This window comes from Streptomyces sp. NPDC006610, assembly GCF_040611575.1.
In the GTDB taxonomy this organism is placed as follows: Bacteria; Actinomycetota; Actinomycetes; order Streptomycetales; family Streptomycetaceae; genus Streptomyces.
The window spans coordinates 12,698-39,697 of the sequence record NZ_JBEXOP010000011.1; the positions used below are offsets into that span (position 1 = coordinate 12,698).

The window sequence follows — 27,000 nt, forward strand, 5'->3', positions numbered from 1 at the left end:
CAAGGGTGCCACCCGGCGCCGGCAGTCACCCCAGCGCGTGGCCCGTCGTGGCGTCGACGTGCGCCGGGATCTCGTCGTGGCGGTCGCCGACCGTGAGTGTGCCGGTGGGCTCGAAGAGGAGGATCTCGGTGGGCACGGGCGCGTACGGCTTGTGCTCGGTGCCGCGCGGGACGGTGAAGACGGAGCCCTTGGGGAGGACGACCGTGCGCTCCCCGGAAGCTTCGCGCAGGGCGATGTGGAGCTCCCCCTCCAGGACGAGGAAGAACTCGTCGGTGTGGTCGTGGACGTGCCACAGGTGCTCGCCCTCCACCTTCGCCACGCGGACGTCGTAATCGTTGACGGCGGTGACGATGCGCGGGCTCCACCGCTCGGCGAAGGAGGCGAGGGCGGCGGGGAGGGAGACGGGCTCCTGCGGCGTGCGTGCCTGAATCTGCGTCATGGCGTCATCGTCGCGGGGGCCGGAACGTCGTACGAGTGCTAGAAATCGCAGATGCCGCAACGATCCTCTCAGCCCTCGCCGGGCACCCACCGGGTCGCCGTGATCGTCGACGAGGGCACCAATCCGTTCGAGGTCGGCTGCGCCACCGAGCTGTTCGGGCTGCCACGGCCCGAGCTGGGGGCGGCGCAGCCGCTGTACGACGTCACGCTGTGCGGGCCCGCGCCCGTCATCCGGATGAACCACGGGTTCCTGACCGTCGGCGACCTGCCCGGACTGGAGGCCGTGGACGAGGCGGACACGCTCGTCGTCCCCGGCCGGCCGGACAATGTCGTACCGCGCGCGGAGGCCGTGCTCGACGCCGTCCGGCGCGCCCACGCGCGCGGTGTCCGCGTCATCGGCTTCTGCACCGGCACGTTCGCGCTCGCGGAGGCCGGGCTGCTGGACGGCCGGCGGGCGACGACGCACTGGATGTGGGCGGACTCCTTCCGGCGGCTGCATCCGCGGGTGCGGCTGGAGCCGGACGTGCTGTTCGTGGACGAGGGCGACGTCCTCACCGCCGCCGGCAGTGCGGCGGCCCTGGATCTCGGGCTGTACGTCTGGCGGCGCGACCACGGCGCGGAGGTCGCCAACGCGGTCGCGCGGCGGCTCGTCTTCGCCGCGCATCGTGACGGCGGGCAGCGGCAGTTCGTGGAGCGGCCGGTGCCCGAGGCGCCCGACGAGTCGCTCGCCCCGCTGCTCGCGTGGGCGCAGGAGCGGCTGGGCGAGCCCTTGACGGTGGCCGGTCTGGCCGCGCGGGCGGCGGTGTCGCCGGCCACCCTGCACCGGCGGTTCCGCGCCCAGCTCGGCACGACGCCGCTCGCCTGGCTCACCGGGGAGCGGGTGGCGCTGGCCTGTCGGCTGATCGAGCGGGGCGAGGAACGCCTCGACGTGGTGGCCGAGCGCTGCGGACTGGGCACGGCGGCCAATCTGCGGGCCCGGCTGCGGCGCGAGACGGGGCTCAGCCCATCGGCCTACCGGCGGCGTTTCGGGCCGGCCGCCGGGGAAGCGGTGTGCTCATGAGATACCTCGTGCGCGACCGGCTCCTCGCCTTCGGCGACGACTACTGGATCGAGAACGACAGCGGCGACAAGGTGTTCCTGGTCGACGGCAAGGCCATGCGGCTGCGGGACACCTTCGAGCTGAAGGACAGCGAGGGGCGGGTCCTGATCGACATCCGCCAGAAGATGTTCGCCCTGCGGGACACGATGGTCGTCGAGCGGGACGGCGAGCCCCTCGCGACCGTCCGGCGCAAGCGGCTGTCGCTGCTGCGCAACCACTACCGGGTGACCCTCGTCGACGGCACGGAACTGGACGTCAGCGGGCGCATCCTGGACCGCGAGTTCGTCATCGAGTACGACGGTGAGCCGCTCGCCGTGATCTCGCGCCGGTGGCTGCACGTCCGGGAGACGTACGGCGTGGACGTGGTGCGCGAGGACGCCGACCCGGCGCTGCTGATCGCGGTGACGGTGTGCGTGATCCAGCTGTCGGACAAGGAGCGGGAGGACTGAGGGAGGCGCTGGGCACGGGCGGGACGGCCGAGGCCGGTGGGGCGGCCGAACCCCGCGGCCGACGCCGAGCCGGCCGGTCCCGTCGTGGTGGCTCAGGGGCGGGGCGGCGGCTCGACACCCAGGACGCGGTCCTTCAGCGCCGGGAACTGTTCCCTGGTCGCCGGCACCTTCGCGGGGTCGAACTCCACCGTGAGGACCTCCTCGCCGGCGCCGGCCTCGGCCAGGACCTCGCCCCACGGATCGACCACGATCGAGTGACCCGCCTGGGGAACTCCGGCGTGGGTGCCGGCCGTTCCACACGCGAGGACGAACGACTGGTTCTCCACCGCCCGCGCCTGAGCCAGCAGCGTCCAGTGGGACCGCCGTCGCTCCGGCCACCCCGCCGACACGACGAAGGTCTCCGCGCCCGCGTCCACCAGGCCGCGGAACAGTTCGGGGAAACGGAGGTCGTAGCAGGTGGCCAGACCGAGCGTCGTCGCGCCCGGCAGACGGACCGTCACCAGCTCGCGGCCCGCCGCCATCAGCACCGCCTCGCCCTGGTCGAAGCCGAAGCGGTGCACCTTGCGGTAGGCGGCGACCAGATCGCCGGAGGGGGAGAAGACGAGAGAGGTGTTGTACAGCGGCCCCTCGGGGTCGCGCTCCGGGATCGAGCCCGCGTGCAGCCAGACGCCCGCGTCGCTCGCGGCCTTCGCCATGGCCTCGTGCGTCGGCCCCTCGACGGGCTCGGCCTCCCGGGCGAACTCCTCGTAGGCGAAGGCGCCGGTCGTCCACAGCTCCGGCAGCACCACGAGGTCGGCGCCCGCCTGGTCCCGTACCAGGGAGGCGGCCCGGCGCCGGCGGTCGGCGACCGATTCGCCCTCGTCTACGGCGATCTGGATCAGAGAGGCGCGCACACTACCACCGTCCTGGCATGGGAGGCCGTCCATACGGGCCTACGATCGTCACACGAAAGCACTGCCGGGGTGCCTGCGAGCAGCGTAACTTGGGGGTCCTCCCTGTTCGAGCCGAGCCGAGAACACGGGAGAGTCCCGAGCCCACCGCCGACCGCAGCCACAGCCACCTCCCACTGGCAAACGCCGCCACAAACTGCCCGTGTACCGACCGCCGAGGGGTCCCGTTCCGTGAGTCTGCATCCCACCCTCCAGCCCTACGCCGACGCCTGGACGCACTCCATCGAAGCGATATCCGAGCTGGTGCTGCCGCTTGCGGAGGCGGACTGGAACCGGCGGACGCCGTGCCCGGGCTGGTCCGTGCGGGACATCGTGTCCCATGTCATCGGCCTGGACTGCGAGATGCTCGGCGATCCGCGCCCCATTCACGCGCTGCCGCGCGACCTGTTCCACGTCACCAACGACCACCAGCGGTACATGGAGATGCAGGTCGACGTCCGCCGCCACCACACGGCGCCGGAGATGACGTCCGAGCTGGAATACACGGTCATCCGCCGCAACCGGCAGATCCGCAACGACTCCCGCGCCCCGGGCGCCAAGGTGCGCGGGCCGCTCGGCGCGGAGCTGACCCTCGAGGAGTCCATGCGCAGCCACGCGTTCAACGTGTGGGTGCACGAGCAGGACCTGCGCGCCGCCCTCGGCCGGCCCGGCAACCTCGACTCGCCCGGCGCGCAGGTGGCGCGGGACGTGCTGCTGGACGCGCTGCCGGACGTGGTGGCGAACAGGGCCCAGGCGCCGCGCAGTTCGGCGATCGTCTTCGACGTGAACGGGCCGGTGGAGTTCCTGCGCACGATCCGCGTCGACATCCAGGGCCGCGGCACCCTGGAGACGGCCCCCGCGCTCGGGCCGGCCGCCGCTCTCACCCTCGACTGGGAGACGTACGTCCGCCTGGCCTGCGGCCGGGTGACGCCGGAGGCGGTGGCGGACCGGGTGAAGACGGAGGGCGACCCGGATCTGGCGGCGGCGATCCTGCGGAACTTCACGGTGACGCCGTAGGACTTCACCGCGTCCGTCGCGCGGACGCCGGCGCCGGTTGTTCGGCGCCGGGCACTCGGTCCCGGTTGCTCAGTCCCGGTTGCTCAGTCCGGTCGTTCGGCGTCGGTCGTTCGGCGTCGGTTATTCGCTGTCGTCGGCGGTCGTGCCGTCACTAGCGTGCGCCCCATGAGCGACGACCTCTCCAGCACCGCCCCGGCCGCCTCCGCCGCCGCGTACGACGGCCCCGCCCGTCTCACCCGCCTCCCCTTCCACGGCCCCCTGTCGGAGGCGCGCGCCGACGACCTGGTACGGCGGCTCGCGGGAAACGCGCCCACGACCGTGCTGGACATCGGCTGCGGCTGGGGCGAGCTGATGCTGCGCGTCCTGGCCGCCGTGCCCGCGGCGACCGGTGTGGGGATCGACCTCCACGCCGAGGACCTGGAGCGGGGTCGCGGGGCGGCGCGGGAGCGCGGTCTGGACGGGCGGGCGCTGTTCGTGGCGGAGTCGGCGGCGGGGACCGCGCGCGGCCCGGCCGACCTGGTGCTGTGCGTGGGCTCCAGCCAGGCGCTCGCGCCGGACGGGCCGGAGGCCGGGGACCACCTCCCCCACGCCCTGCGCGAACTGCGCCGCCTCGTCGCCGACGGCGGCCGGGTCCTGCTCGGCGAGGGCTTCTGGCAGCGCACCCCGGCCCCCGCGGAACTGTCCCGCATGTGGCCGAACGCCTCCGCCGCCGACCACCACGACCTGGCGGCCCTCATCGGCCTCGCCGTCGGGGCCGGGTTCCGCCCGGAGTGGATCGAGACGGCCAACACGGACGAATGGGAGGCATTCGAGTCCGCGTACCTGGCGGACACGGAGGTCTGGCTCGCCGCCCACCCCGGCCATCCCCGCGCCGCCGAACTGCGCGCCCGTGCCGACCGCCACCGCTCCGCCTGGCTTGCCTACCGGGGCGTCCTGGGCCTGGCGTACCTCACGCTGGTCCCGGTGACGACACCGGCGCCCGCCTGACGACCGCCCCGGCCGGCGGGGCCGCCCCAACCGGACGGCCGCCCCGACCGGTGGGGCTGCCCCGACCCGACGGCCTCCCCGACCCGACGGCCGCCCCGGCCGGGCGTGCCCCACGCCGGCCCCGGCGGCGGCAGCGCCGCCCGCCCTGTGCCGACCGGGCGTACCCGGCCGAACCGGGTTCACGACCGGGACCGGGACCGACGCCCGCGCACGCCCCACCGACCACCCCGGCCTGTGAGACGTCCCGGGCGAACGTGCCGCCCGGCCGGAAGGGCCGCGGCTCGCCACCAGCCGCTCCCGTTCCTGTGGGCGCGCGCAGTCGGCGCCGCCGCGGGATCGTCGCGGCGGCCGGACCGACGTCTCCCGCCCGACGGGCCCGCCCCGGCCGGATCAGGCCCTTCGCCCGGTCGAGCCCTTCACCACCTCACGCCGGCACATGCACCGTCTCCACCCGGCTCGCCACCAGGCGCTCCCGCTCCCGGCGCGCGACCCGTCGGCGCAGCCGCAGGATCTGGGAGATGCCCAGCGCCTGGAGGACGAACACCGACGAGAACGCGATCCGGTAGTCGTCGTCCGTCGCGTCCAGCAGGACGCCGACGGCGAACAGCGTCACCATCGACGCGGTGAAACCGCCGATGTTCGTGATGCCGGAGGCCGTTCCCTGACGCTCCGGCGGATTGGCGGGGCGGGCGAAGTCGAAGCCGATCATCGAGGCCGGGCCGCAGGCCCCGAGCACCGCGCACAGCGTGATCAGCAGCCACATCGGCGCCCGCTCGCCCGGATAGCCGATCGTCGCCCCCCACAGCAGCGCCGTCGCCCCGATGGTGCCCAGCGCCAGCGGCAGCCGCGCCTCGTGGTGCCGGGCGATGATCTGGCCGTACACCAGCCCGAACGCCATGTTGGAGAGCACCACCAGCGTGAGGAGTTCACCGGCGGTCGCCCGGGACAGGCCCTGCGACTCGACCAGGAACGGCAGGCCCCACAGCAGCAGGAACACCATCGCCGGGAACTGCGTCGTGAAGTGCACCCACAGCCCCAGCCGCGTCCCCGGCTCACGCCAGGACATCGCGATCTGCCGCCGGACGTACGCCGCGCCCCGGTGCGGCACCGGCTCCGGCTCGTGCCCCTCGGGGTGGTCCTTGAGGAGGGTCAGCACCAGGACGAAGACCACGGCCCCGGCGATCGCGCTGCCCGCGAAGGCCGCCGTCCAGCCGACGCCGTGCAGCAGCCGGGCGATGACGAGGGTGGAGACCAGGTTGCCCGTCATGCCGGCCAGACCCGCGAGCTGCCCGATCAGCGGTCCGCGCCGGGCCGGGAACCAGCGGCTGCCCAGCCGCAGGACGCTGATGAACGTCAGCGCGTCGCCGCACCCCAGCAGTGCCCGCGAGGCCAGCGCCATGCCGTACGTCGGGGAGAACGCGAACCCGAGCTGTCCCGCCGTGAACAGCACCGCGCCGAGCGCCAGCACCTTCCTGGTGCCGAGCCGGTCGACCAGCAGGCCGACGGGTATCTGCATGGCGGCGTAGACCATCAGCTGGAGGATGGAGAACGTGGACAGCGCGGACGCGCCCACGCCGAAGCGGTCCGCGGCGTCCAGTCCGGCCACGCCGAGCGAGGTGCGGAAGATGACGGCGACGAAGTAGACCGAGACGCCGATGCTCCAGATGGCGACGGCGCGCCGGCCGCCGGGCGGGTCGCCGGGCAGCGTGCCCCGGCTCATCGGACCTCTCCCCGCGCGAGGTGCGAGAACCAGCCGACGTGCCGGTGGACGATCTCCACGGCCGCGTCGGCGTCCCCGGCCCGCAGCGCCGCCAGGATCTCCTCGTGCTCGGCGAGGGTCTTGGCGATCCGGTCGGGGTGGGAGTGCATCACGGCGACGCCCATCCGCAACTGCCGGTCGCGCAGCTGGTCGTAGAGGCGCGAGAGGATCTCGTTGCCGCCGCTGCGGACGATCTCGGCGTGGAAACAGCGGTCGGTGACGGCCGCGCCCGCCAGGTCGCCGGCCGCGGCCTGCTCCTTCTGCCGCGACAGCAGCCCTTCGAGGCGCTCGACGAGGCCCGGCGGCGCGGGCACGGCCTTGCGGGCGGCGTGCTCCTCGACCAGCAGCCGGGTCTCGACGACGTCCGCGATCTCCTGCGCGGAGACGGGCAGGACGAGCGCGCCCTTCTTCGGGTAGAGCCTGATCAGCCCCTCGACCTCCAGCCGCAGCAGCGCCTCGCGCACCGGCGTGCGCGAGACCCCGACGGCCTCGGCCAGCTCCCCCTCGGTGAGGAGGGTGCCGCCCTCGTAGCGGCGCTCCAGGACGCCTTGCTTGACATGGGTGTAGACACGGTCGGCCGCGGGCGGCTGCTTCAGGGCGAGGGACATGCGGACAGCATAGATACAACACGTACGCAAGAAAAGGACGCCAGGGAAGCGTCCGGCGAACACCCGGGGAAAAGTGCCCGATTTTCTCTCGCCCGCCGCACAACCATCGGCGAGACTCGTGTGTCACACCTATGCGGCTCATCGCTGTCGCCACTCAACTCGGCCGCAACGTAAGGGCATTCAACATAAATCGGGGTATCTGACTTGATAACCGGCATTAAGGGCATCCGGATCCGCAGAGCCGTCGCCGTGGGCGCGACCGCCGGCGCCGTGTTCGTCACCGGGGCCCTCACCGCGGCACCCGCGCAGGCCGCCACCAAGCCGACCATCGCCGCTCTCGGCGGCTACGCCATGAACAGCGCCGACGGCAAGACGCTGTACACCAAGGCGGCCGACACCAAGCGCGCCACCGGCTCCACCACCAAGATCATGACCGCCAAGGTCGTGCTGTCGCAGTCGAACCTCAACCTGGACGCCAAGGTCACGGTCCAGAAGGCGTACAGCGACTACATCGTCAGCAAGAACGCGTCGTCCGCGCGGCTGATCGTCGGCGACAAGGTCACCGTCCGCCAGCTGCTGTACGGGCTGATGCTGCCGTCCGGCTGCGACGCCGCGTACGCGCTCGCCGACAAGTTCGGCACCGGCACCACCCGAGCCGCCCGCGTCAAGTCGTTCATCGGCAAGATGAACGCCAAGGCGAAGGAGCTCGGCATGACGAACACGCACTTCGACTCCTTCGACGGCATCAGCAACGGCTCCAACTACTCGACGCCGCGCGACCTGACGAAGCTCGCCCGCAGCGCGATGAAGAGCTACACCTTCCGCACGGTCGTGAAGACGAAGTCGACCAAGCAGAAGGTGACCACGGCCAACGGCGGTTACCGGTACTACAGCTGGAGCAACACCAACACCCTGCTGAGCAACTACAGCGGCGCCATCGGCGTGAAGACCGGTTCCGGCAGCATCGCCAAGTACTGCCTGGTCTTCGCCGCGACCCGCAACGGCAAGACCGTCATCGGCACCGTGCTGACCTCCACCTCCGCGACCCAGCGCGAGACGGACGCGAAGCGGATCCTCAACTACGGCTTCGCCGTGCTGGGCTGAGCGACCGCCAGGAACCCGAAGGGGCCGGTCACCGCACTGCGGTGACCGGCCCCTTCTCCTTGCCCGTCGGGCCGTCAGCCCCAGGTGATCAGCCGCTTCGGCTGCTCCAGGACCGCCGCCACGTCCGCCAGCACCTTGGATCCCAGCTCGCCGTCGACCAGGCGGTGGTCGAAGCTGAGCGCCAGGGTGGTGACCTGGCGCGGCTTGACCTTGCCCTTGTGCACCCACGGCTGGAGCTTGATCGCGCCGACCGCGAGGATCGCGGACTCGCCGGGGTTGAGGATCGGGGTGCCGGTGTCGACGCCGAAGACGCCGACGTTGGTGATGGTGACCGTGCCGCCCTGCATCGCGGCCGGGCTGGTGCGGCCCTCGCGTGCCGTGGCCACCAGCTCGCCGAGGGACTCGGCGAGCTGCGGCAGCGTCTTGGCGTGCGCGTCCTTGATGTTCGGGACGATCAGGCCGCGCGGGGTGGCCGCGGCGATGCCCAGGTTGACGTAGTGCTTGACCACGATCTCCTGGTTCGCCTCGTCCCAGGACGCGTTGATGTCCGGGTTGCGCCGGATCGCGACCAGCAGGGCCTTGGCGATGAGCAGGAGGGGGTTCACCCGCAGGCCGGTGAACTCCTTGTCCTGCTTCAGCTCCTCGACCAGCTTCATGGTGCGGGTCACGTCGACCGTCACGAATTCCGTGACGTGCGGGGCGGTGAAGGCCGAGCCGACCATCGCGGCTGCGGTGGCCTTGCGGACGCCCTTGACCGGGATACGGGTCTCCCGCGCGGTGTCGTACGAGGCCGCCGCGGAGGACGCCGCCGCAGCGGGCGACTCCGCCGGCGCGGGCGCCGCGGTCGCCGGCGCCTCCACCGGCTGCGCCGCCCTGGACGCCGCCGCGTGGACGTCCTCGCGGATGATGATGCCGTCCGGGCCGGACGGGGTGACCGTGGCCAGGTCGACGCCCAGGTCCTTGGCCAGCTTGCGCACCGGCGGCTTGGCGAGCGGGCGCTGCGCGGGGGCGGCCGGGGCCGGGGTCGCCACGGGGGCGGGCGCTCCGTGGCCGTTCAGCTCGGACTGGATCGCCGGGGACGCCTGCGGGACCGGCACTTCCGGGCCCTTGCGCGGGCGGCGCCGGGTCGAGGAGGCGGCCACGCCGTAGCCGACCAGCACCGGCTGGCGGCCCTCGGGCTTCGCCTCGGCGGGCCGGGCGGGCTCGGCGGCCTGCGCGGGAGCCGGCTGCTGCGCGGGCGCCCCGGCAGCGGCGCCACCGCCGACCTCGACCGCGATGATCGACGTGCCCACGTCGACCGTGGTGCCCTCGGGGAAGTGCAGCGCGGTGACCACGCCGTCGTACGGGATGGGCAGCTCGACGGCGGCCTTGGCCGTCTCCACCTCGCACACCACCTGGCCGTCGGTGACCGTGTCCCCGGGCTGGACGTACCACTTGAGGATCTCGGCCTCGGTCAGTCCCTCGCCCACGTCGGGCATCTTGAACTCGCGTACGGAGCTCACGGAGCTCTCCGTCATCGTCGTCACGCCCCTCTCCTCAGTACGCCAGCGCGCGGTCGACGGCGTCGAGCACACGGTCCAGGCCCGGCAGGTACTCCTCCTCCAGGCGGGCCGGCGGGTACGGGGCGTGGTAGCCGCCGACCCTGAGCACCGGGGCCTCCAGGTGGTAGAAGCAGCGCTCCGTGATCCGGGCGGCGATCTCCGCGCCGGAGCCGAAGAACACCGGCGCCTCGTGCACGACGACCAGGCGGCGGGTCTTCTCGACCGAGGCCTGGACGGCGTCGAAGTCGAGCGGGGAGACCGAGCGCAGGTCGAGGACCTCCAGGGACCTGCCCTCCTCGGCGGCGGCGTCGGCGGCCTCCAGGCAGGTCTTCACCATGGGGCCGTAGGCGGCCAGGGTGAGGTCCGTGCCCTCGCGGGCCACGCGCGCGGCGTGCAGCGGGCCGGGGATGGCGTCGGTGTTGACCTCGGACTTGTCCCAGTAGCGCCGCTTGGGCTCGAAGAAGATCACCGGGTCGTCGCTCTGGATGGCCTGCTGCATCATCCAGTACGCGTCGGACGCGTTCGACGGGGAGACGATCTTCAGACCGGCGACGTGCGCGAAGAGCGCTTCCGGGGACTCCGAGTGGTGCTCGACCGCCCCGATGCCGCCGCCGTAGGGGATGCGGACGACGACGGGCAGCTTGACCTTGCCCAGCGAGCGGGCGTGCATCTTGGCGAGCTGGGTAACGATCTGGTCGTACGCCGGGAAGACGAAGCCGTCGAACTGGATCTCGACCACCGGGCGGTAGCCGCGCAGCGCCAGCCCGATGGCCGTGCCGACGATGCCGGACTCGGCGAGGGGCGTGTCGATGACCCGGCTCTCGCCGAAGTCCTTCTGGAGACCGTCGGTGACCCGGAAGACGCCGCCGAGCTTGCCGACGTCCTCACCCATGATCAGGACCTTGGGGTCGGTCTCCAGGGCGCGCCGCAGCGACTCGTTGATCGCCTTGGCCAGAGCCATTTTCTCCGCCATGTCAGTGACCCCCCTCACCCGCGGCGAAGCCGCTCTCGGATTCCGTCGCGAACGACGCCTGGTAGGCGGCGAACTGCGCGCGCTCCTCGTCGACGAGCGCGTGCCCGTCCGCGTACACGTTCTCGAAGATGGCGAAGTGGTCCGGGTCGGGCATGGCGCGGACCACTTCGCGCACTCGCCTGCCCAACGCCTCGCTCTCGGCTTCCAGTTCCGCGAAGAATCCGTCGTCCGCGTGGTTCGACGCCTCGAGGTGGCGGCGCAGGCGCAGGATCGGGTCCTTCGCCTCCCAGGCGAGCCGCTCGTCGTCGTGGCGGTAGCGGGAGGGGTCGTCGGAGGTGGTGTGGGCGCCCATCCGGTAGGTGTACGCCTCGACCAGGGTGGGGCCCTCGCCGCTGCGGGCCCGCTCCAGCGCCCACTTGGTGACGGCGAGGCAGGCCAGCACGTCGTTGCCGTCGACGCGGACGCCGGGGAAGCCGTAGCCGCGGGCGCGCTGGTAGAGCGGGACGCGGGTCTGCTTCTCGGTGGGCTCGGAGATGGCCCACTGGTTGTTCTGGCAGAAGAACACCACGGGGGCGTTGTAGACGGCGGAGAAGGTGAACGACTCCGCCACGTCGCCCTGGCTGGAGGCGCCGTCGCCGAAGTAGGCGATCACGGCGCTGTCCGCGCCGTCCTTGGCGACGCCCATGGCGTAGCCGGTGGCGTGCAGCGTCTGGGAGCCGATGACGATCGTGTACAGGTGGAAGTTGTTGCTGTTCGGGTCCCAGCCGCCGTTGTTGACGCCCCGGAACATGCCGAGCAGGTTGGTCGGGTCGACCCCGCGGCACCAGGCGACGCCGTGCTCGCGGTAGGTCGGGAAGACGTAGTCGTCGTCGCGCAGGGCGCGGCCGGAGCCGATCTGGGCGGCCTCCTGGCCGAGCAGCGACGCCCACAGGCCCAGCTCGCCCTGGCGCTGCAGCGCGGTGGCCTCGGCGTCGAAGCGGCGGGTGAGCACCATGTCGCGGTACAGGCCGCGCAGGTCTTCCGGGGTCAGGGCGGATACGAACGGGTCGTATTCGGCGTTCTCGACCCGCTCGCCCTCGGGCGTCAGCAGCTGGACGAGTTCCGGGTCGGTGCTCTTTTTGGCGGTCGTTCGCTTGCCGGCCGTGCTCTTTGTACCGGCGCTGCGTCGCGGTTTGCGCGCGGCAGTGCTCTCCACGGTCACGTGTGCTCCTCCGTCGGTCCGGCAGTCCCGGGTTCGCCGGGTGCCAGTGCGGCTCACCGGTCGCCCTCCGACGCACGGGGTTGGGTGCGGCTCTTCGGGAGACAGGCGTGACAGGTGCCCCGGCGAGCGCCCTGCAAAAGGCACGTTACCCAGGTACTCACATTTCTGCGAAACCCTTCCTGACCTGCGTTTTTGCTTGGATTTCCAAGTAAATCGCGAAAGTCGGGAACCGTTACTGGTCAGCGCCTTGCAGGTGGCCGGAACACGGGCACGTTATCCCGCGCACCCAGGTCACGGGAAGAGCCGGAAATCCGGCTGCTCCCGGGCGCGTCGCCACTTCGCGCCCACCTCGTGACCGAAAGCGACCAGCGACGACTGACTGTGACAACGCCCAGCTCACGGGCCCCGCCCAGTGCCCTAGCATCTGCCGCGTGCCGCTGCGATGTGTACCACCCCCCAAGACCCATGCGCCCCCGCTGAGCGCCCTTCTGCGGCAGTACGCCGCCGGTTCCGCGCTCACCTGCGAGCCCGTCGACCAGGGGCTGCTCAACCGCGGCTACCGGCTGCGGACGACCCGCGGCCGCTACTTCCTCAAGCACCACTTCGACCCCGACACCGCCGATCCGGCCGCCATCGAGCGCCGGCACCGGGCCACCCAGCGGCTGGCCGACCTGGGCGTCCCCGTCGCCCCGCCGCTGGCCGGGCGGGACGGCCGCACGGTCGCCGTGGTGGGCGGCCACGCCTACGCCCTGCACCCGTGGATCGACGGCGGGCACCGCCACGGCGGCCAGCTCAGCACCGGTCAGTGCGCGCGGCTCGGGGCGCTGCTGGGCGCCGTCCACGCGGGCCTGGAGCGGGTGATGCCGCCCAAGCGGGGCACCCCGCCCGCCACGAGCCCGCACCCGGTGGAGAGCGCTGACCCGGCCGACACGTTCGTGGTGATCGACGACCTCCTCGCGCGCGTGCGCCGGCACCGCCCCGCCGACTCCTTCGACCAGCTCGCCCGCCACCGCCTGGTGGAGCGGCGGGCGCTGCTGGAGCGGCACGCGGACCGCCGGCCGCCGCGCGGCGACTCGGTGGGCTGGGTGCACGGCGACTTCCACCCGTTCAACCTGCTCTACCGGGGGGAGAAACCGGCCGCGATCGTCGACTGGGACCGGCTCGGTGTGCAGCCGCGCGCGGAGGAGGCCGTACGCGCCGCCGCGATCTTCTTCGTACGGCCCACCGGGACGCTGGACCTGCCGAAGGTACGCGCGTACGCGCGCGCGTACCGGCGCGCCGCCCAGGCCACGCCCTCGCAGCTGGCGGCGGCCGTGCACCGGGTGTGGTGGGAGCGCCTCAACGACTTCTGGATGCTGCGCTGGCACTACGAGCGCGGCGACACGCGCGCGGACCCGCAGTTCCCGGCCGCCTCCGCGCTGGCGGTGTGGTGGACGCGGGAGTACGACGCGGTGTGCGGGGCGTTCGTGGACTGACGTCCCCGCCGTGGATCACTCGATGCCGCCCTGGGCGCCGGCGTTCAGCGCCCCGCCCGCGTCGGCCCCGCCCGCGTCGGCCCCGCCGGCGTCGGTGCCACCCGCGTCCGTGCCGCCCGCGTCGGTCCCGCCGGCGTCGGCGCCGCCCGCGTCGGTCCCGCCGGCGTCGGCGCCGCCCGCGTCGGCGCCCCCGGCGTCCGTGCCGCCGGTCTCGGTCGGCTGGGCGGACGTGGGCTGCGCGGTCGGTTCGTCCGTGGCCGTCTGGGAGGGCGTGGCGGAGGGCTCGTACGACGGGGTGTAGTCCCAGTCGTCACCGCCGCTGCCGCCGCCGCTGCCCTCGGTGGAGTCGTCCGTCTCCTCCTCGGTCTTCTCCTCGGTCGGCTTCTCGGACGGCGTCGGGTCGTCCTTGGTCTGCGAGCTGGTCGGCGACTTGGTGGTGTCGGTGCCGCCCTCGCCGCCGCCGGTGTTGTTCAGGGCCAGCGCGACGCCCGCCGCGATGGCGATCACCGCGAGCACGGCGAGGACCCACAGCTTGCCGCGTCCGCTGCCGCGGTTGCCGTGCCCCTCGAAACCGCCGTCGTCCCGGCCGCCGTAGCCGCCGCCGACCACCGGCTGCGGGATCTGCGCGGTGCCCTGCCCGTCGCCCGGGTGGGGCAGCGCGGCGGCGCCGCCCACGCCCATGACGGCGGTCCTGGCGCCGCTGTCGCGCAGGTCCACCGGGCCGGTGTTCCAGGTGCCGGTGTGGCCGCCCTGGTCGTAGAGCATCTGGAGGCCGTACTGGACCAGCCCGCGCATCTCCTCGGCCGTCTGGAACCGGTCGTCGGGCTCCTTGGCCAGCGAGCGCATCACCAGCCCGTCCAGCTCCGGCGGCACCGCGTCGGAGACCTCGGACGGCGGGGTCGGGATGTCCTGGACGTGCTGGTAGACCACCGACAGCGGGGTCTCGCCGACGAACGGCGGACGCAGCGCGAGCAGTTCGTAGAGCAGACAGCCCGTCGCGTACAGGTCGGAGCGGTGGTCGACGGCCTTGCCGAGAGCCTGCTCCGGGGAGAGGTACTGCGGGGTGCCCATCACCATGCCGGTCTGCGTCATGGTGGTGGACGCGCCGTGCAGGGCGCGGGCGATGCCGAAGTCCATCACCTTCACCGCGCCGTTGTGCGTGATGATGACGTTGGCCGGCTTGATGTCGCGGTGCACGATGCCGTGCTGGTGCGAGTAGGCGAGCGCCTCCAGGACGCCGGAGACGATGATCAGCGCCTGCTCCGGGCCCGGCGCCTCGGCGTTGAGCAGCAGGTCGCGGATGGTGCGGCCCTCGACCAGCTCCATCACGATGTACGGCACCGACTGGCCGCCGACGACGTCCTCGCCGGAGTCGTACACGGCGACGATCGCGTGGTGGTTGAGGCCGGCGACGGACTGGGCCTCGCGCGTGAAGCGCGCCTTGGAGACCGGGTCCTCGGCGAGGTCGGCGCGCAGCAGCTTGACCGCCACGGTGCGTCCGAGGCGCACGTCCTCGGCCGCGAACACCTCGGCCATGCCGCCCCGGCCGAGCCGGTGGGTCAGCCGGTAACGGCCGTCCCCGACAAGTCCGCCATTACCCCACATGTCCGGCGCGTCTGACATCCCGCCGCCAGTCGCCTCGGGGTCGGACGGGCCCTGAGCGCGCTGCTGCTGTGCCATCAGTCCTCGCCGTCGTTTCTGCCCGCGGTGCGCGCGGTGTTGTTGCGGTCTCCGTCGGCCACGCTACAGCCTCCGCGCAAGCCTCCGGTCCGGGATGCGCGCGAGGAACCGGACCGGAACGGACCGGTCATCCAACCGTGGCACGGCCGGGCCGTGCAAATCCCGTGTACCGGCCGTACGCCCGCTGTAACGCTTCCGCGACGCTTCTTTCGCGTACGGTCACGGAACGGGCACCGAGCTTGACGTGTCAGTGGCCTCGGGCAGACTTGGCCGGGAATAGCACTTTCGATCACTGGTGGATTGCGGGAGCACACGAGCCGCTGTCGCCGGCGCCTATGGGGGACGCAGAGAGATGAGCCAGGACGGCGCACAGGGCCGGTACACGGGGCGGGCGCTGGCCGGTGGCCGCTACCAGCTGCGCGACTTGCTCGGCCAGGGCGGCATGGCCTCGGTGCACCTCGCGTACGACACCGTGCTCGACCGCCAGGTCGCGATCAAGACGCTCCACACCGAGCTGGGCCGCGAGCAGGCGTTCCGGGAGCGTTTCCGCCGCGAGGCGCAGGCGGTGGCGAAGCTCACGCACACCAACATCGTGTCGGTGTTCGACACCGGCGAGGACGACGTCGACGGTGCGACGATGCCGTACATCGTCATGGAGTACGTCGAGGGCCGCCCGCTCGGCTCGGTGCTCGACGAGGACGTCCGGCAGTACGGCGCGATGCCCGCCGACAAGGCCCTGAAGATCACCGCGGACGTGCTGGCGGCGCTGGAGATCAGCCACGAGATGGGCCTGGTCCACCGGGACATCAAGCCGGGCAACGTCATGATGACGAAGCGCAACGTCGTCAAGGTGATGGACTTCGGCATCGCGCGCGCCATGCAGTCCGGCGTGACCTCGATGACGCAGACCGGCATGGTCGTCGGCACCCCGCAGTACCTCTCGCCCGAGCAGGCCCTCGGGCGGGGCGTGGACGCGCGCTCCGACCTCTACTCGGTCGGCATCATGCTGTTCCAGCTGGTCACCGGGCGGCTGCCGTTCGACGCGGACTCGCCGCTGGCCATCGCCTACGCGCATGTGCAGGAGGAGCCGGTCGCGCCCTCCTCGATCAACCGCGCGCTGCCGCCGGCCGTGGACGCGCTGGTCGCCCGCGCGCTGAAGAAGAACCCGAACGAACGTTTCCCCACCGCCGTCGCCATGCGCGACGAGTGCCTGCGCGTCGCCGCCTCCCTCCAGCCCGCCGCGCCGAGCATCGTGCCGGGCGCGCCCGCGCAGGCCGGCTCGGGCGTGGGCTCCGCGGTGTTCCCGCCGGTCGACCAGTCGTCGCCGTCCGCCGCGTCGGGCGTCCAGACGCCGTACCAGCCGACGCCGAACCCGTACGGCACGCCCACGCCCTCCCCGGCGTACGGCTACCCCCAGCAGAGCGGCTACCAGACGCCGGCCCCGTCCCCGTACGGCGGCCAGCAGACGCCGCCGCCGTACACCATCTCGCCCCAGCACCCGACGCCGGCGCCCTCCGGGGGCGGCCGGGGCAACAACAGGCCGGTGATCGTCGGCTCGGCGGTGGTGGCCCTGCTGGCGGTGGGCGGCCTGATAACGGCCCTGGTGATGAACGGCGGCGGGACCGAGGAGCAGGGCGGCGGCGGGGGCGCGAGCACGTCGGCGTCGGCGCCGGCGTCCCCGGCCGCGGGGGCCGGCTACACCGGGCCCGACAAGTCGAAGACCATCGACCCGACCGAGTGCAGCGAGCCGCAGGAGTCCTACAACGACGAGGACAAGATCCAGGTCCCGGACTTCAAGTTCAAGCACATCGACTCGGTCAAGGCCTGCCTCCAGGCGGCGGGCTGGCAGTCGAAGATCGTGGACTACCCGGAGAACACGTACGGCGAGGGCGCGGTGATGAAGCAGTTCCCGGCGCCCGGCACGGACGTCGACCCGGACGAGATGCCCGAGATCCAGCTCGAGGTGTCGACGGGGTACCCGCCGGCGTCCTGACACTCACGACCCAGCGGAAAGGCCCGGCGGTTGCCGGGCCTTCTTGCTGCTGAGCGGTTCCGGTCGCGGTCGGTGCGGCGGTTCCGGTGGCGGTCCCTACGGCTGCCCCAGGGCTTCCCCCAGGGCCGCCCCTACAGGTACGGCCCGCCCGAGCGGCCGCCCGTGCGCGGGTCCTCCGCGCCCTCGCCGCCCACGCCCGGCGGCAGGGCGCGGCGCATCTGCTCCAGCTGCGCCCGCGCCGCCATCTGCTGGGCGAACAGCGTGGTCTGGATGCCGTGGAAGAGGCCCTCCAGCCAGCCGACCAGCTGGGCCTGCGCGATGCGCAGTTCGGCGTCGCTCGGCGTCGCCTCGTCCGCGAAGGGCAGGGAGAGCCGCTCCAGCTCGTCCACCAGCTCCGGCGCCAGGCCGTCCTCCAGCTCCTTCACCGAGCTGGCGTGGATCTCCTTCAGCCGCGCCCGGCTGGCCTCGTCGAGGGGAGCCGCCCGTACCTCCTCCAGCAGCTGCTTGATCATGCTGCCGATCCGCATCACCTTGGCGGGCTGTTCGACCTGCTCGGTCACCGGGGTCTCGTGGGAGTCCTCGTCGCCGCCGCCGCTGAGAGCCATTCCGTCCTGGCCCACGACCAGGATCTTCTGAGCGCTCTCCGGCGACCTTTCGTTCCTCGGCATCTCCATGCGGCCCATTGTGTCGCACAGCCGCTCGCCTCTGTTACGCCCCTTCGGCGGCGTCCGGAATGCCGGGACCGGCGAGCGGGGTGAGGCTGGTGCCGTGACTTCCTGGGTACGGACGGTGCGGACGGTGCCCGCGGCACGGGCGGTGCGTGCGGCGGGGGTGCGTGGGGCGGGGGTGCGTGGGGCGGGGGCGGCGCAGGCGGGGCCTGCGGCACAGGCGGTGTGCTCGGGGCCTGCGGTGCGCTCGCGGCTTGTGGTGCGCTCGCGGCCTGCGGTGTTTGCGGCGGGTGCGGTACGGGTCGCGGGGGTGGTGCTGGTTCTCGGGGCCGTCGCCGTGGCGGGGGTGCCGTGCGAGGCCCGGGCGGCGGAGACGTACGGCGGCACCGGCGGGCGGGTCACGTCCGCCGCCGTCGGGCGGGAGACGCCGGGGAGCGGGGAGAGCGGGCCCGCGGCCTCCCCGGCTGCCGCGCCCTCGGACGGCCGGCACGCCCCCGACGGCGACACCGGCGCCCATGGCCCTGCCCCGAGCGCGTCCCCTTCCGATTCCCCGGCCGGGAAGACGTCCCCCAGCCCGTCGGCGTCCCCGAGCCCGTCGGCCACCGCGGCGACCACCGCCCCGGAGAAGACCGACGCCGCACCCTCCGCCGACGGCCGCACGCCCGGCGGCGCGGACGCCACGCCCGTCCCCGTTCCAACCCGTGCCTCCGACGGCACGACACGCCCGTCCCCCTCCCCGACCGCGACCGCCACGGCCGCCGACGGCGCCCCCGCCCCGCAGGCCGAGGGCGTGGCGACGTCCGCGCGCCCTTCGGAGCCATCGGTCGGGCCGAGCCGGGCGGGCAGCCGGGCCGGTGAGGGCCGTATGCGGCCGGGACGCCCGCCGGAACGGGAGACCACGCCCCCGCCCGCGACGACGCCCCCCGCCCCGGCCACACGAGCCCCCGAGGTCGTCCCGTCCGAGCCGCGGGCAGCCGTACGGGAGGCCGGGGCCCCCGCGGAGCCCGTGGTGCGGATCCTCCCCCTGGGCAGCGGTCTGGTCCTCATCGGCCTCGGCCTGGCCCTGGCCCTCCTCGGCCTACGACTCCGCCGGGAGGGGGCGTGACGAGCCGCCGCGTCGGACGACCCGGCCGCACCGGACCCCCCGGCGGTCACCGCCTACGGCACGACCAGCAGCACCTTCCCCACATGCGTGCTCTCCTCCACCGTCCGGTGGGCCTCCGCCGCGTCCGGCATCGGCAGTTCGCGGTCGACGACCGGGCGGACGTGGCCGGCGGACACCAGGGGCCAGACGTGTTCGCGGACCGCCGCGACGATGGCCGCCTTCTCCTCCAGCGGGCGGCCCCGCAGCGTGGTGGCGCTGATGGCGGCGCGCTTGCGCAGGAGCGCGCCGATGTTCAGCTCGCCCTTGACGCCGCCCTGCATGCCGATGATCGCCAGCCGGCCGTTCACGGCGAGGGTCTGGACGTTGCGGTCGAGGTACTTGGCGCCCATGTTGTCCAGGATCACGTCGGCGCCCGCCCCGTCCGTGGCCTTCTTCACCTCGGCGACGAAGTCCTGCTCCCGGTAGTCGACGAGGATGTCCGCGCCCAGCTCCGCGCAGCGCTCCAGCTTCTCCCGGGTGCCCGCGGTGACGGCGACCCGCGCGCCCACGGCCTTGGCCAGCTGGATCGCCATCGTGCCGATGCCGCTGGAGCCGCCGTGCACCAGCAGGGTCTCGCCCGGGCGCAGATGGGCGATCATGAACACGTTGGACCACACCGTGCAGACCACCTCGGGCAGCGCCGCGGCCCGCCGCAGGTCGATGCCGTCGGGCACCGGCAGCAGCTGACCGGCCGGCACCGCGACCTTCTCGGCGTACCCGCCGCCGGACAGCAGCGCGCACACCTCGTCGCCGACGGACCAGCCGCCCACGCCGGGCCCCAGCGCGGCGATGCGCCCGGCGCACTCCAGGCCGGGATACCGGGACACGCCGGGCGGAGGGTCGTAGAAGCCCTGCCGCTGCAGCAGGTCCGCGCGGTTGACCGCACTGGCCGTCACCTCGACGAGGACCTCGCCCTCGCCGGGCTCCGGGTCGGGGACCTCGTCCCACACCAGCGCCTCGGGCCCACCAGGTTCGGGAATCGTGATCGCATGCATGGAAGGGACGCTACCCGCCCCGCTCCGGCCGAGACCGTTCGAATATCCCTGTGCGCGGCCGATGAGTTTGCGGGACCGTGGAGGTCTGTCCTGCGTCACCCCAGTACGCGGAAGGACCACCCATCATGAGCCAGCAGACGCCCGGCCTGGCGATCGAGACGGCGGGGCTGGTGAAGACGTTCGGCGAGACGAGGGCCGTCGACGGCGTCGACCTGGCCGTGCCCACCGGGACGGTGTACGGAGTGCTCGGCCCCAACGGCGCCGGCAAGACGACCACCGTGAAGATGCTCGCCACCCTGCTCAGACCGGACGGCGGGCAGGCCCACGTCTTCGGCCACGACGTCGTCCGGGAGGCGGACGAGGTCCGCGGCAGGGTCAGCCTGACCGGGCAGTACGCGTCCGTGGACGAGGACCTCACCGGCACCGAGAACCTCGTCCTGCTCGGCCGGCTCCTCGGCCACCACAAGCGGGCCGCGCGGGAGCGCGCCGCCCAGCTGCTGGAGGCGTTCGGGCTGACCGACGCGGCCGGCAAGCAGGTCAAGCACTACTCCGGCGGCATGCGGCGCCGCATCGACATCGCCGCGTCCATCCTGAACACGCCCGACCTGCTCTTCCTGGACGAGCCGACGACCGGCCTCGACCCGCGCAGCCGCAACCAGGTGTGGGACATCGTGCGCGCGGTCGTCTCGCAGGGCACGACGGTGCTGCTGACCACCCAGTACCTCGACGAGGCCGACCAGCTGGCGTCCCGGATCGCCGTCATCGACCGCGGCAAGGTGATCGCCGAGGGAACGAAGGGCGAGCTGAAGGCGTCCGTCGGCGCCGGGTCGGTGCATCTGCGGCTGCGGGACCCCGGGCAGCGGCCGGAGGCATCCCGCATCCTGCGGCTGGTGCTCGACGCCGACGTCCAGCTGGAGCCCGACCCGGTGGCGCTGACGGCCCGGGTCGGAAACGGCGCGGCCCAGGGCCGGGTCGCGGCCGAGCAGGCCGCCGAGGCCCTCGCCCGGCTGGCCCGCGACGGCGTCGTCGTGGACAACTTCTCCCTGGGCCAACCCAGCCTGGACGAGGTCTTCCTCGCCCTCACCGGTCACGACACCAAGGACCGGGACACCGACCACCTCGACACGAAGGACGGGGCAGCCGCATGAGCACAGCGACCTCTGCCGAAGCCAGGGAACTGGCCCCGGTCAGCACCGAGTCCCTGGCCGCCCTGCTGGTCGCGAAGGAGCGGCCGGCGCGGCCGAGCGCCCTGTCGGCGTCGCTCACCTTCGGCTGGCGCGCGATGCTGAAGATCAAGCACGTGCCGGAGCAGCTTTTCGACGTCACCGCCTTCCCGATCATGATGGTGCTGATGTACACGTACCTGTTCGGCGGGGCGCTGGCCGGTTCGCCGAAGGAGTACATCCAGTTCCTGCTGCCGGGCATCCTGGTGATGTCGGTCGTGATGATCACGATGTACACCGGCGTCTCGGTCAACACCGACATCGAGAAGGGCGTCTTCGACCGGTTCCGCAGCCTGCCGGTCTGGCGGCCGGCTGTGATGGTCGGCTATCTGCTCGGCGACGCGCTGCGCTACACCATCGCGTCCGTGGTGATGCTGACCGTCGGCATCGTCCTCGGCTACCGCCCGGACGGCGGGGTGGGCGGTGTGGTCGTCGGGATCGCCCTGCTGATCGTGTTCGCGTTCGCGTTCTCGTGGGTGTGGACGATGTTCGGGCTGCTGCTGCGCACCGAGAAGTCGGTGATGGGGGTCAGCATGATGGTGCTCTTCCCGCTGACCTTCCTGTCCAACGTCTTCGTGGACCCGACGACCATGCCGGGCTGGCTCCAGGCGTTCGTCAACAACAGCCCGATCACGCATCTGGCGTCCGCGGTGCGGGAACTGATGGCGGGCGAGTGGCCGACCGCCGAGATCGCCTGGACGCTGGGCTGGGCGGGGCTGTTCATCCTCGTCTTCGGTCCGGTGACGATGCGGCTCTACAACCGCAAGTGAGCAAGGGGGCGGTGCCGGTCGCCCGGCGGCCGGTCACGTCCACGGGCCGCGCCGGCCGTTGTCCGGCGCGGCCTTCTGCACGATGGTGATCAGCCGGTCCGTCAGCTCCAGGCGCCCCACCGCCGGATCGTCGTAGCCGAGCACCCGGTGCCCGCGGACGACGCTCACCACCGGATCGTCCATCTCGCGCGGAGTCCTGCCCACCTCCGCCTTCGTGACCGGCCGTTCCACGATGTCCAGCCCGCTGCCCCGGCGGATGAGGTCCTCCATCACCAGCCCGGCGGCGGGGCTCAGCACGGACAGCCCCAGCAGCCGCCCGGCCGCGCCCGCGCTGGTGATCACCTCGTCGGCGCCGGACTGCTTCAGCAGCGGCGCGTTCTCCTCCTCGCGCACCGCGGCCACGATCTTCGCGCCCGGGTTGAGCTGTCGGGCCGTCAGCGCCACCAGCACGGCCGTGTCGTCGCGCTGGGTGGCGATGACGATCTGCCGCGCCCGCTGCACCTCGGCCCGCCCCAGCACGTCGCTGCGGGTCGCGTCCCCGAGCACGCTCTCGAAGCCCTGGGCCGTCGCGGCGTCGATCGCCTTGGTGCTGGGGTCGATCACGACGACCTGGTCCTTGCTCACGCCGGTGGCGCAGACGGCCTGGATCGCGGCCCGTCCCTTCGTGCCGTAGCCGACGACGACGGTGTGGTCGCGCAAGGGAAGCCTCCAGCGGATCCGCAGCGAACGGGTGCCTGTCCGGCGCCGGGCGGTGCGGGCGGTCCCGGGCGCGCCACCGACGCTACCGATCCGCGTCCCCGGCTGAACACTCGGTCGGCGTGTCGCGCGGGGGGCCTCGGCGCCGGCCGGGGACCCGGTGCGGAACCATGGTCCCGACGACCGACCGGATCAGCCGGCCATGGGCAGGCAGGCACAGGGGGCATGTGATGAAGGACGACGAGAAGCCGCCGTCCCCGCGAGGCGTGACGCAGTCCATCCTGCGCTCACTGTGGAGCCGCTCGCGCACGGAGGCCCGCGACGACGCCGAGGCGGGCCGCTCCATCACCATGCCGACGCAGAGCGTCGTACCGCCCCTCCAGCAGGTGATACAGCGGCTGACCATGGCCCTGGTCGTGCTGATCGTGACGGTCGTCATCGTCTATCTCGACCGCGACGGCTACCGCGACAACTCCGGCGGCCCCCTGGGCGTGATCGACGCCGCGTACTACGCCACCGTCACCCTCTCCACCACCGGCTACGGCGACATCACCCCGGTCAGCGAGGGCGCCCGGCTCACCAACATCTTCGTGATCACGCCGCTGCGCGTGCTGTTCCTGATCATCCTCGTCGGCACCACCCTGGAGGTGCTCACCGAGCGCACCCGCCACCAGGTCCGCATCCACCGCTGGCGCGCCCGCACCCGCGGCCACATCGTCGTCATCGGGTACGGCACCAAGGGCCGGCACGCCGTGGAGACCCTGATCGGCCAGGGTGTCCGCCGGGACCGGATCGTCGTCGTGGACGCGCAGCGCAAGACGGCCGCGGCGGCCGGCGACGACGGCCTGGTCGCGGTGACCGGCGACGCCACCCGGTCCGACACCCTGCTCAAGGCCGAGGTGCACCGCGCGGCCCGGGTGATCGTCGCACCCCAGCGCGACGAGACCGCCACCCTCATCACGCTCACGGCCCGCCAGCTCAACCGCCAGGCCACGATCGTCGTCGCCGTCCGGGAGGACGAGAACGTCCCGCTGCTCAAGCAGTCCGGCGCGGACACCGTGGTCACCAGCTCCAGCTCGGCCGGCCGGCTCCTCGGCACCTTCATGGCCCGCCCGCCCGTCGCCCGCACCCTGGAGGACCTGATGACCCTGGGCAGCGGCATGGACCTCATCGAACGGTCGGTGACGCGGGAGGAGGTCGGGCGCACCCCCCGCGAGTGCGTCGACCTGGTCGTCGCGGTCGTCCGCAACAAGAAGCTGATGGGCTACGCCGACGGCTGGCGGACCGAACTGCGCCACGGCGACCGGGTGATCACCGTCGGCCGGCCCGTGACGTCCGAGGCGGCGCAGGCGGAGAACGCCGAGTGAGACCGCATGGCGTTCCCACGGCGGCCCCTGTCCCGGCCACGGTGGCGTGCGGTTGGGGTTGCGGTTGCGGTTGCAGCCGTCGCCGCGGGTGCGGTGTGCAGCCGATGTTTCACGTGAAACACGCGGCGATCCCGGCCGTCGCCCACGGCAGCTCCAGGATCTCCGCCTCCTGACCGGGTCGCGTCCCGCCCGGCGGTACGACCGCCAGCGCGTCGGCGGCGGCGACCCCGCGCAGCATCGCCGGACCGTTGTAGTGCAACGGCACGGCATGGTCGCCGCGCAGCACGACCGGAACGAGCCGGGTGTCGTACGGGTGCCCGTGCGCCGCCTCCGTCAACGGCAGCGTGTACGGCTCCTGGGCCGGACGTGCCGCGAGCGTCCGCAGCAAGGGCTCGGCGAGGGTGAGCAGCCCGGAGACGGCGGCCAGCGGGTTGCCGGGCAGGCCGACCAGATGCTGGTCCTCCTTGGTGCGGGCCAGCAGCATCGGGTGGCCGGGGCGCACCTGGACCCCGTCGACCAGCAGCTCGGCCCCGATGCGGCGCAGGGTGGGGTGGACGTGGTCGACGGGCCCGGAGGCGGTGCCGCCGGTGGTGACGATCAGGTCCGCGTCGCTGTCCTCGAGGGCCCGGCGGAGGGTGTCGGCGTCGTCGGTGAGCCGGCGCACCGAGACGACCTCGGCGCCGAGGGCCCGCAGCCAGGGCGGCAGCATGGGGCCGAGGGCGTCCCGGATGAGGCCGTCGTGCGGGAGGCCCTCGGTGAGCAGCTCGTCGCCGAGGACCAGCAGCTCGGCGCGCGGTCGGGGCACGGTGGTGAGGGCGTCGTATCCAGCGGCGGCGGCGAGACCGAGGACGGCCGGGGTCACCAGGGCGCCGGGCGGCAGCAGCAGGTCTCCGCTGCGGCACTCCTGGCCGCGCGGGCGGATGTCCTGGCCGTGCCCGAGCGCGGGCGCCTCCGCGGGCCGGTGCGACTGGGGGAGGTCCGGGTGCAGCCGCCCCTTGTCGTCGACGCGGCCGTGCTCGCTGCGCAGGACGGCGGTCGTGTCCGGCGGGATCCGGGCGCCGGTGGCGATCCTGACGGCCTCGCCGTCCTCCAGCGGGGGGTGCTCGGCGTGGCCGGCCAGCACGCCCTCCTCGCGCACGTCCCAAGGGCCGGGGCCGGCGACCGCCCAGCCGTCCATCGCCGAGGTGTCGAAGGAGGGCAGGTCGGTGAGGGCGGTGAGGGGGGCGGCCAGGGTGAGACCGAGGGCGGCGTGCAGGGGGACGGAGACGGGGGCCGAGGTGCGGGGGGCGCCGGCCCGGGCGGCGATGCGGCGGGCCTCGGGCCAGGGGGTGGCGTGGTCGTGCCGGGGGGTGGGGTGGCCGTGCCGGGCGGTGGCGTGGTGCCGGTCCGCGGGGGCTGGGGCGGCCGGGGAGGAGCGGGGGGTTCCGGCGGGGGGCGTGGGCACGCCGTCGCGCGGCTCGTTCACGAGGGCGAGGGTCTCCTCGACGTCGAGGTCGTCGGCGTCCGGGGCGTCACGGAGGCCGCCGCTGTCGCGCAGTCCCCGGCCGTCTCGGACGCCCTGGCCGGTCATCCGGCGTCCGGGGTGGTGCCGGGGGCCGGGGCGGAGGCCGGGGCCGGGGCGGAGGCCGGGGCCGGGGCGGAGGCCGGGGCATGAGGGGCGCCTCCGGTGGCGGCGTCGGCCTCTTCCGCCCAGCGCTGCGCCAGCGCGGCGGCCTTGCGGCAGGCCTCCGCGACGGCGTCGGGGCCGCCTTCGGCACGGCCGGCCGCGTAGCCGACGAGGAAGGTGGTCAGCGGCGCCGCCGGGCGTGCCACGCCGTGGGCGGCGTCACGGGCGAGGTCGAGCAGCAGGCCGGTGTCGACGTCCAGGTCGATGCCCAGCTCGTCCTTGACTGCGGAGATCCATTCGTCCAACACGAGACCATGCTCCCTGATGCGTGCGCGGGCCCGGGCGATGTCCGCCCAGGTGTCGCAGTCGAACGACGCGACGGGGTCGGTGATGCGGGCGAGGTCGAGCCGGCCGGTCAGCCGCCGCAGCGGCAGGCCGGTCAGCGCGCCGTGCTCGGCGGTGAGCGCGGTCAGCTCGCGGCGCAGTACGAGGGTGCGGTAGGCGGCGACCAGCGGCTGCTCACGGCCTTCGGCGTCGACGAGCAGCACCCCGTCGGCGCGGCCGGCGCCCAGGGCGTCCAGCAGGCGCCGCACCGTGTCCCGGTCCAGGAACGGCAGATCGGCGGAGAGCACCAGCACCCGGTCCGCCGTGACCGGGCGCAACCCGGCGTCGAGGGCGGCGAGCGGTCCGCCGCCGGGGGGTTCCTCACGCGCCCGGACGACCGGGCGCGCGGTGGGCCGGGGGTCGGCGACGACGACCGTGGTGCGGGCGTCGGCGCAGGCGGCGAGCACCCGGTCGAGCAGCGCCCGGCCGCCGACGCGCACACCGGGCTTGTCGGCGCCGCCGAGCCGCCGCGCGGCGCCGCCCGCGAGCACGACGGCGTCGTACGCGGGACCGGCGGCGCCCCGCGAACGGGTCGGGTCGTACGAGGTCACTCCCCGAGTATGAGCGCCCGGAAGATCGTTGCCACCTCCGAACGGTGCTCGGGGGGCCGGAGGTGCCGGACGTCACAGACGGGGTGGGGGCGTAGGGGTGCGTGGGGTGGGGGCGTAGGGGTGTGGAGCGTGCGGGGGCACGCTCCATGCGGGCCGTCCGAGGCCCACGGGAGGGGGCACGCCAGGCCAACGCGCCACCCCAGGCCCACGGGGCACGCGGGGGCCACGCCAGGCCGCGCGGTCACGCCAAGGCTGCCGGGTCACGCCGGGGCATACGGGCCCCCAGGTCAGCGGGGCCATCCCATGTGGGGCGGCTGAGGCCTTGCGGGCCACACCGAAGCCC

General features: G+C 73.4%; 23 protein-coding genes and 1 pseudogene. 11 read left to right on the plus strand and 13 right to left on the minus strand.

Annotated features, from left to right (window positions below):
* Positions 1-25: 25 nt before the first annotated feature.
* Positions 26-439, minus strand: coding sequence for a cupin domain-containing protein (locus tag ABZY13_RS11315; RefSeq protein WP_356629217.1), 414 nt, complete (start codon positions 437-439; stop codon positions 26-28).
* A 51-nt stretch (positions 440-490) separates the two neighbouring features.
* On the opposite strand from ABZY13_RS11315, the gene ABZY13_RS11320 reads away from it, so the two are divergent.
* Together ABZY13_RS11320 and ABZY13_RS11325 are read left to right on the plus strand one after the other, a co-directional pair.
* Positions 491-1,498, plus strand: coding sequence for a helix-turn-helix domain-containing protein (locus tag ABZY13_RS11320; RefSeq protein ID WP_356629219.1), 1,008 nt, complete (start codon positions 491-493; stop codon positions 1,496-1,498).
* Positions 1,495-1,986 (plus strand): LURP-one-related family protein, encoded by a 492-nt coding sequence (locus tag ABZY13_RS11325; RefSeq protein ID WP_356629221.1) that lies wholly within the window; start codon positions 1,495-1,497, stop codon positions 1,984-1,986. Before ABZY13_RS11320 ends, ABZY13_RS11325 begins: the two co-directional genes overlap by 4 nt.
* Positions 1,987-2,078: 92 nt before the next feature.
* Here ABZY13_RS11325 and ABZY13_RS11330 read toward each other — a convergent pair whose 3' ends face one another.
* On the minus strand, positions 2,079-2,879 hold the full coding sequence (locus ABZY13_RS11330) for a carbon-nitrogen family hydrolase (protein WP_356629223.1): 801 nt from the start codon (positions 2,877-2,879) through the stop codon (positions 2,079-2,081).
* 228 nt (positions 2,880-3,107) lie between these two features.
* On the opposite strand from ABZY13_RS11330, the gene ABZY13_RS11335 reads away from it, so the two are divergent.
* A complete protein-coding gene (locus ABZY13_RS11335) occupies positions 3,108-3,932 on the plus strand; it encodes a maleylpyruvate isomerase family mycothiol-dependent enzyme (RefSeq protein ID WP_356629225.1) in 825 nt (274 codons plus the stop codon).
* Between the two features lie 165 nt (positions 3,933-4,097).
* The gene (locus ABZY13_RS11340; RefSeq protein WP_356629227.1) at positions 4,098-4,919 is read left to right on the plus strand and encodes a class I SAM-dependent methyltransferase; all 822 of its coding nucleotides are present in this window, start codon (positions 4,098-4,100) and stop codon (positions 4,917-4,919) included.
* A 424-nt stretch (positions 4,920-5,343) separates the two neighbouring features.
* Here ABZY13_RS11340 and ABZY13_RS11345 read toward each other — a convergent pair whose 3' ends face one another.
* Positions 5,344-6,639 (minus strand): MFS transporter, encoded by a 1,296-nt coding sequence (locus ABZY13_RS11345; RefSeq protein ID WP_356629229.1) that lies wholly within the window; start codon positions 6,637-6,639, stop codon positions 5,344-5,346.
* Complete coding sequence (locus ABZY13_RS11350) at positions 6,636-7,286, minus strand: GntR family transcriptional regulator (RefSeq protein ID WP_356629231.1); 651 nt, start codon at positions 7,284-7,286, stop codon at positions 6,636-6,638. The genes ABZY13_RS11345 and ABZY13_RS11350 overlap by 4 nt, the downstream gene beginning before the upstream one ends.
* A 204-nt stretch (positions 7,287-7,490) precedes the next feature.
* On the opposite strand from ABZY13_RS11350, the gene ABZY13_RS11355 reads away from it, so the two are divergent.
* A complete protein-coding gene (locus ABZY13_RS11355) occupies positions 7,491-8,390 on the plus strand; it encodes a serine hydrolase (RefSeq protein WP_356629233.1) in 900 nt (299 codons plus the stop codon).
* A 74-nt stretch (positions 8,391-8,464) separates the two neighbouring features.
* Here ABZY13_RS11355 and ABZY13_RS11360 read toward each other — a convergent pair whose 3' ends face one another.
* The 3 genes from ABZY13_RS11360 to pdhA are packed head-to-tail and all read right to left on the minus strand — an operon-like array spanning position 8,465 to position 12,105.
* On the minus strand, positions 8,465-9,916 hold the full coding sequence (locus ABZY13_RS11360; RefSeq protein ID WP_356629235.1) for a dihydrolipoamide acetyltransferase family protein: 1,452 nt from the start codon (positions 9,914-9,916) through the stop codon (positions 8,465-8,467).
* A 10-nt stretch (positions 9,917-9,926) separates the two neighbouring features.
* The gene (locus ABZY13_RS11365) at positions 9,927-10,904 is read right to left on the minus strand and encodes an alpha-ketoacid dehydrogenase subunit beta (RefSeq protein WP_356629237.1); all 978 of its coding nucleotides are present in this window, start codon (positions 10,902-10,904) and stop codon (positions 9,927-9,929) included.
* Position 10,905: 1 nt separating this feature from the next.
* Positions 10,906-12,105, minus strand: coding sequence for a pyruvate dehydrogenase (acetyl-transferring) E1 component subunit alpha (gene pdhA, locus ABZY13_RS11370; RefSeq protein WP_356629239.1), 1,200 nt, complete (start codon positions 12,103-12,105; stop codon positions 10,906-10,908).
* Between the two features lie 431 nt (positions 12,106-12,536).
* Between pdhA and ABZY13_RS11375 the strand changes: the two genes are divergently transcribed.
* Positions 12,537-13,580 (plus strand): phosphotransferase, encoded by a 1,044-nt coding sequence (locus tag ABZY13_RS11375; protein WP_356629241.1) that lies wholly within the window; start codon positions 12,537-12,539, stop codon positions 13,578-13,580.
* 15 nt (positions 13,581-13,595) lie between these two features.
* On the opposite strand, the gene ABZY13_RS11380 is transcribed toward ABZY13_RS11375, so the two are convergent.
* A complete protein-coding gene (locus tag ABZY13_RS11380) occupies positions 13,596-15,260 on the minus strand; it encodes a protein kinase (protein ID WP_356629243.1) in 1,665 nt (554 codons plus the stop codon).
* Positions 15,261-15,612: 352 nt separating this feature from the next.
* Between ABZY13_RS11380 and ABZY13_RS11385 the strand changes: the two genes are divergently transcribed.
* Complete coding sequence (locus tag ABZY13_RS11385) at positions 15,613-17,253, plus strand: protein kinase (RefSeq protein WP_356629245.1); 1,641 nt, start codon at positions 15,613-15,615, stop codon at positions 17,251-17,253.
* A gap of 131 nt (positions 17,254-17,384) precedes the next feature.
* Here ABZY13_RS11385 and ABZY13_RS11390 read toward each other — a convergent pair whose 3' ends face one another.
* Positions 17,385-17,927: a bacterial proteasome activator family protein gene (locus ABZY13_RS11390; RefSeq protein WP_356629247.1), complete on the minus strand. Its 543-nt coding sequence runs from the start codon at positions 17,925-17,927 to the stop codon at positions 17,385-17,387.
* A gap of 304 nt (positions 17,928-18,231) precedes the next feature.
* On the opposite strand from ABZY13_RS11390, the gene ABZY13_RS11395 reads away from it, so the two are divergent.
* On the plus strand, positions 18,232-19,026 hold the full coding sequence (locus tag ABZY13_RS11395; RefSeq protein ID WP_356629249.1) for a hypothetical protein: 795 nt from the start codon (positions 18,232-18,234) through the stop codon (positions 19,024-19,026).
* Positions 19,027-19,079: 53 nt separating this feature from the next.
* On the opposite strand, the gene ABZY13_RS11400 is transcribed toward ABZY13_RS11395, so the two are convergent.
* Complete coding sequence (locus tag ABZY13_RS11400; RefSeq protein ID WP_356629251.1) at positions 19,080-20,060, minus strand: NAD(P)H-quinone oxidoreductase; 981 nt, start codon at positions 20,058-20,060, stop codon at positions 19,080-19,082.
* A 125-nt stretch (positions 20,061-20,185) separates the two neighbouring features.
* On the opposite strand from ABZY13_RS11400, the gene ABZY13_RS11405 reads away from it, so the two are divergent.
* Positions 20,186-21,208 (plus strand): ATP-binding cassette domain-containing protein, encoded by a 1,023-nt coding sequence (locus ABZY13_RS11405; RefSeq protein ID WP_356629253.1) that lies wholly within the window; start codon positions 20,186-20,188, stop codon positions 21,206-21,208.
* The gene (locus ABZY13_RS11410) at positions 21,205-22,053 is read left to right on the plus strand and encodes an ABC transporter permease (protein WP_356629255.1); all 849 of its coding nucleotides are present in this window, start codon (positions 21,205-21,207) and stop codon (positions 22,051-22,053) included. Before ABZY13_RS11405 ends, ABZY13_RS11410 begins: the two co-directional genes overlap by 4 nt.
* A 33-nt stretch (positions 22,054-22,086) precedes the next feature.
* On the opposite strand, the pseudogene ABZY13_RS11415 reads toward ABZY13_RS11410, so the two are convergent.
* Positions 22,087-22,767: pseudogene (locus tag ABZY13_RS11415) on the minus strand (NAD(P)-binding protein); the annotation flags it as partial.
* 212 nt (positions 22,768-22,979) lie between these two features.
* On the opposite strand from ABZY13_RS11415, the gene ABZY13_RS11420 reads away from it, so the two are divergent.
* The gene (locus tag ABZY13_RS11420; protein WP_356629257.1) at positions 22,980-24,116 is read left to right on the plus strand and encodes a potassium channel family protein; all 1,137 of its coding nucleotides are present in this window, start codon (positions 22,980-22,982) and stop codon (positions 24,114-24,116) included.
* 109 nt (positions 24,117-24,225) lie between these two features.
* On the opposite strand, the gene ABZY13_RS11425 is transcribed toward ABZY13_RS11420, so the two are convergent.
* Together ABZY13_RS11425 and ABZY13_RS11430 are read right to left on the minus strand one after the other, a co-directional pair.
* On the minus strand, positions 24,226-25,686 hold the full coding sequence (locus ABZY13_RS11425) for a molybdopterin molybdotransferase MoeA (protein ID WP_356629259.1): 1,461 nt from the start codon (positions 25,684-25,686) through the stop codon (positions 24,226-24,228).
* Positions 25,683-26,657: an NTP transferase domain-containing protein gene (locus tag ABZY13_RS11430; protein WP_356629261.1), complete on the minus strand. Its 975-nt coding sequence runs from the start codon at positions 26,655-26,657 to the stop codon at positions 25,683-25,685. Before ABZY13_RS11430 ends, ABZY13_RS11425 begins: the two co-directional genes overlap by 4 nt.
* Between the last annotated feature and the right edge of the window lie 343 nt (positions 26,658-27,000).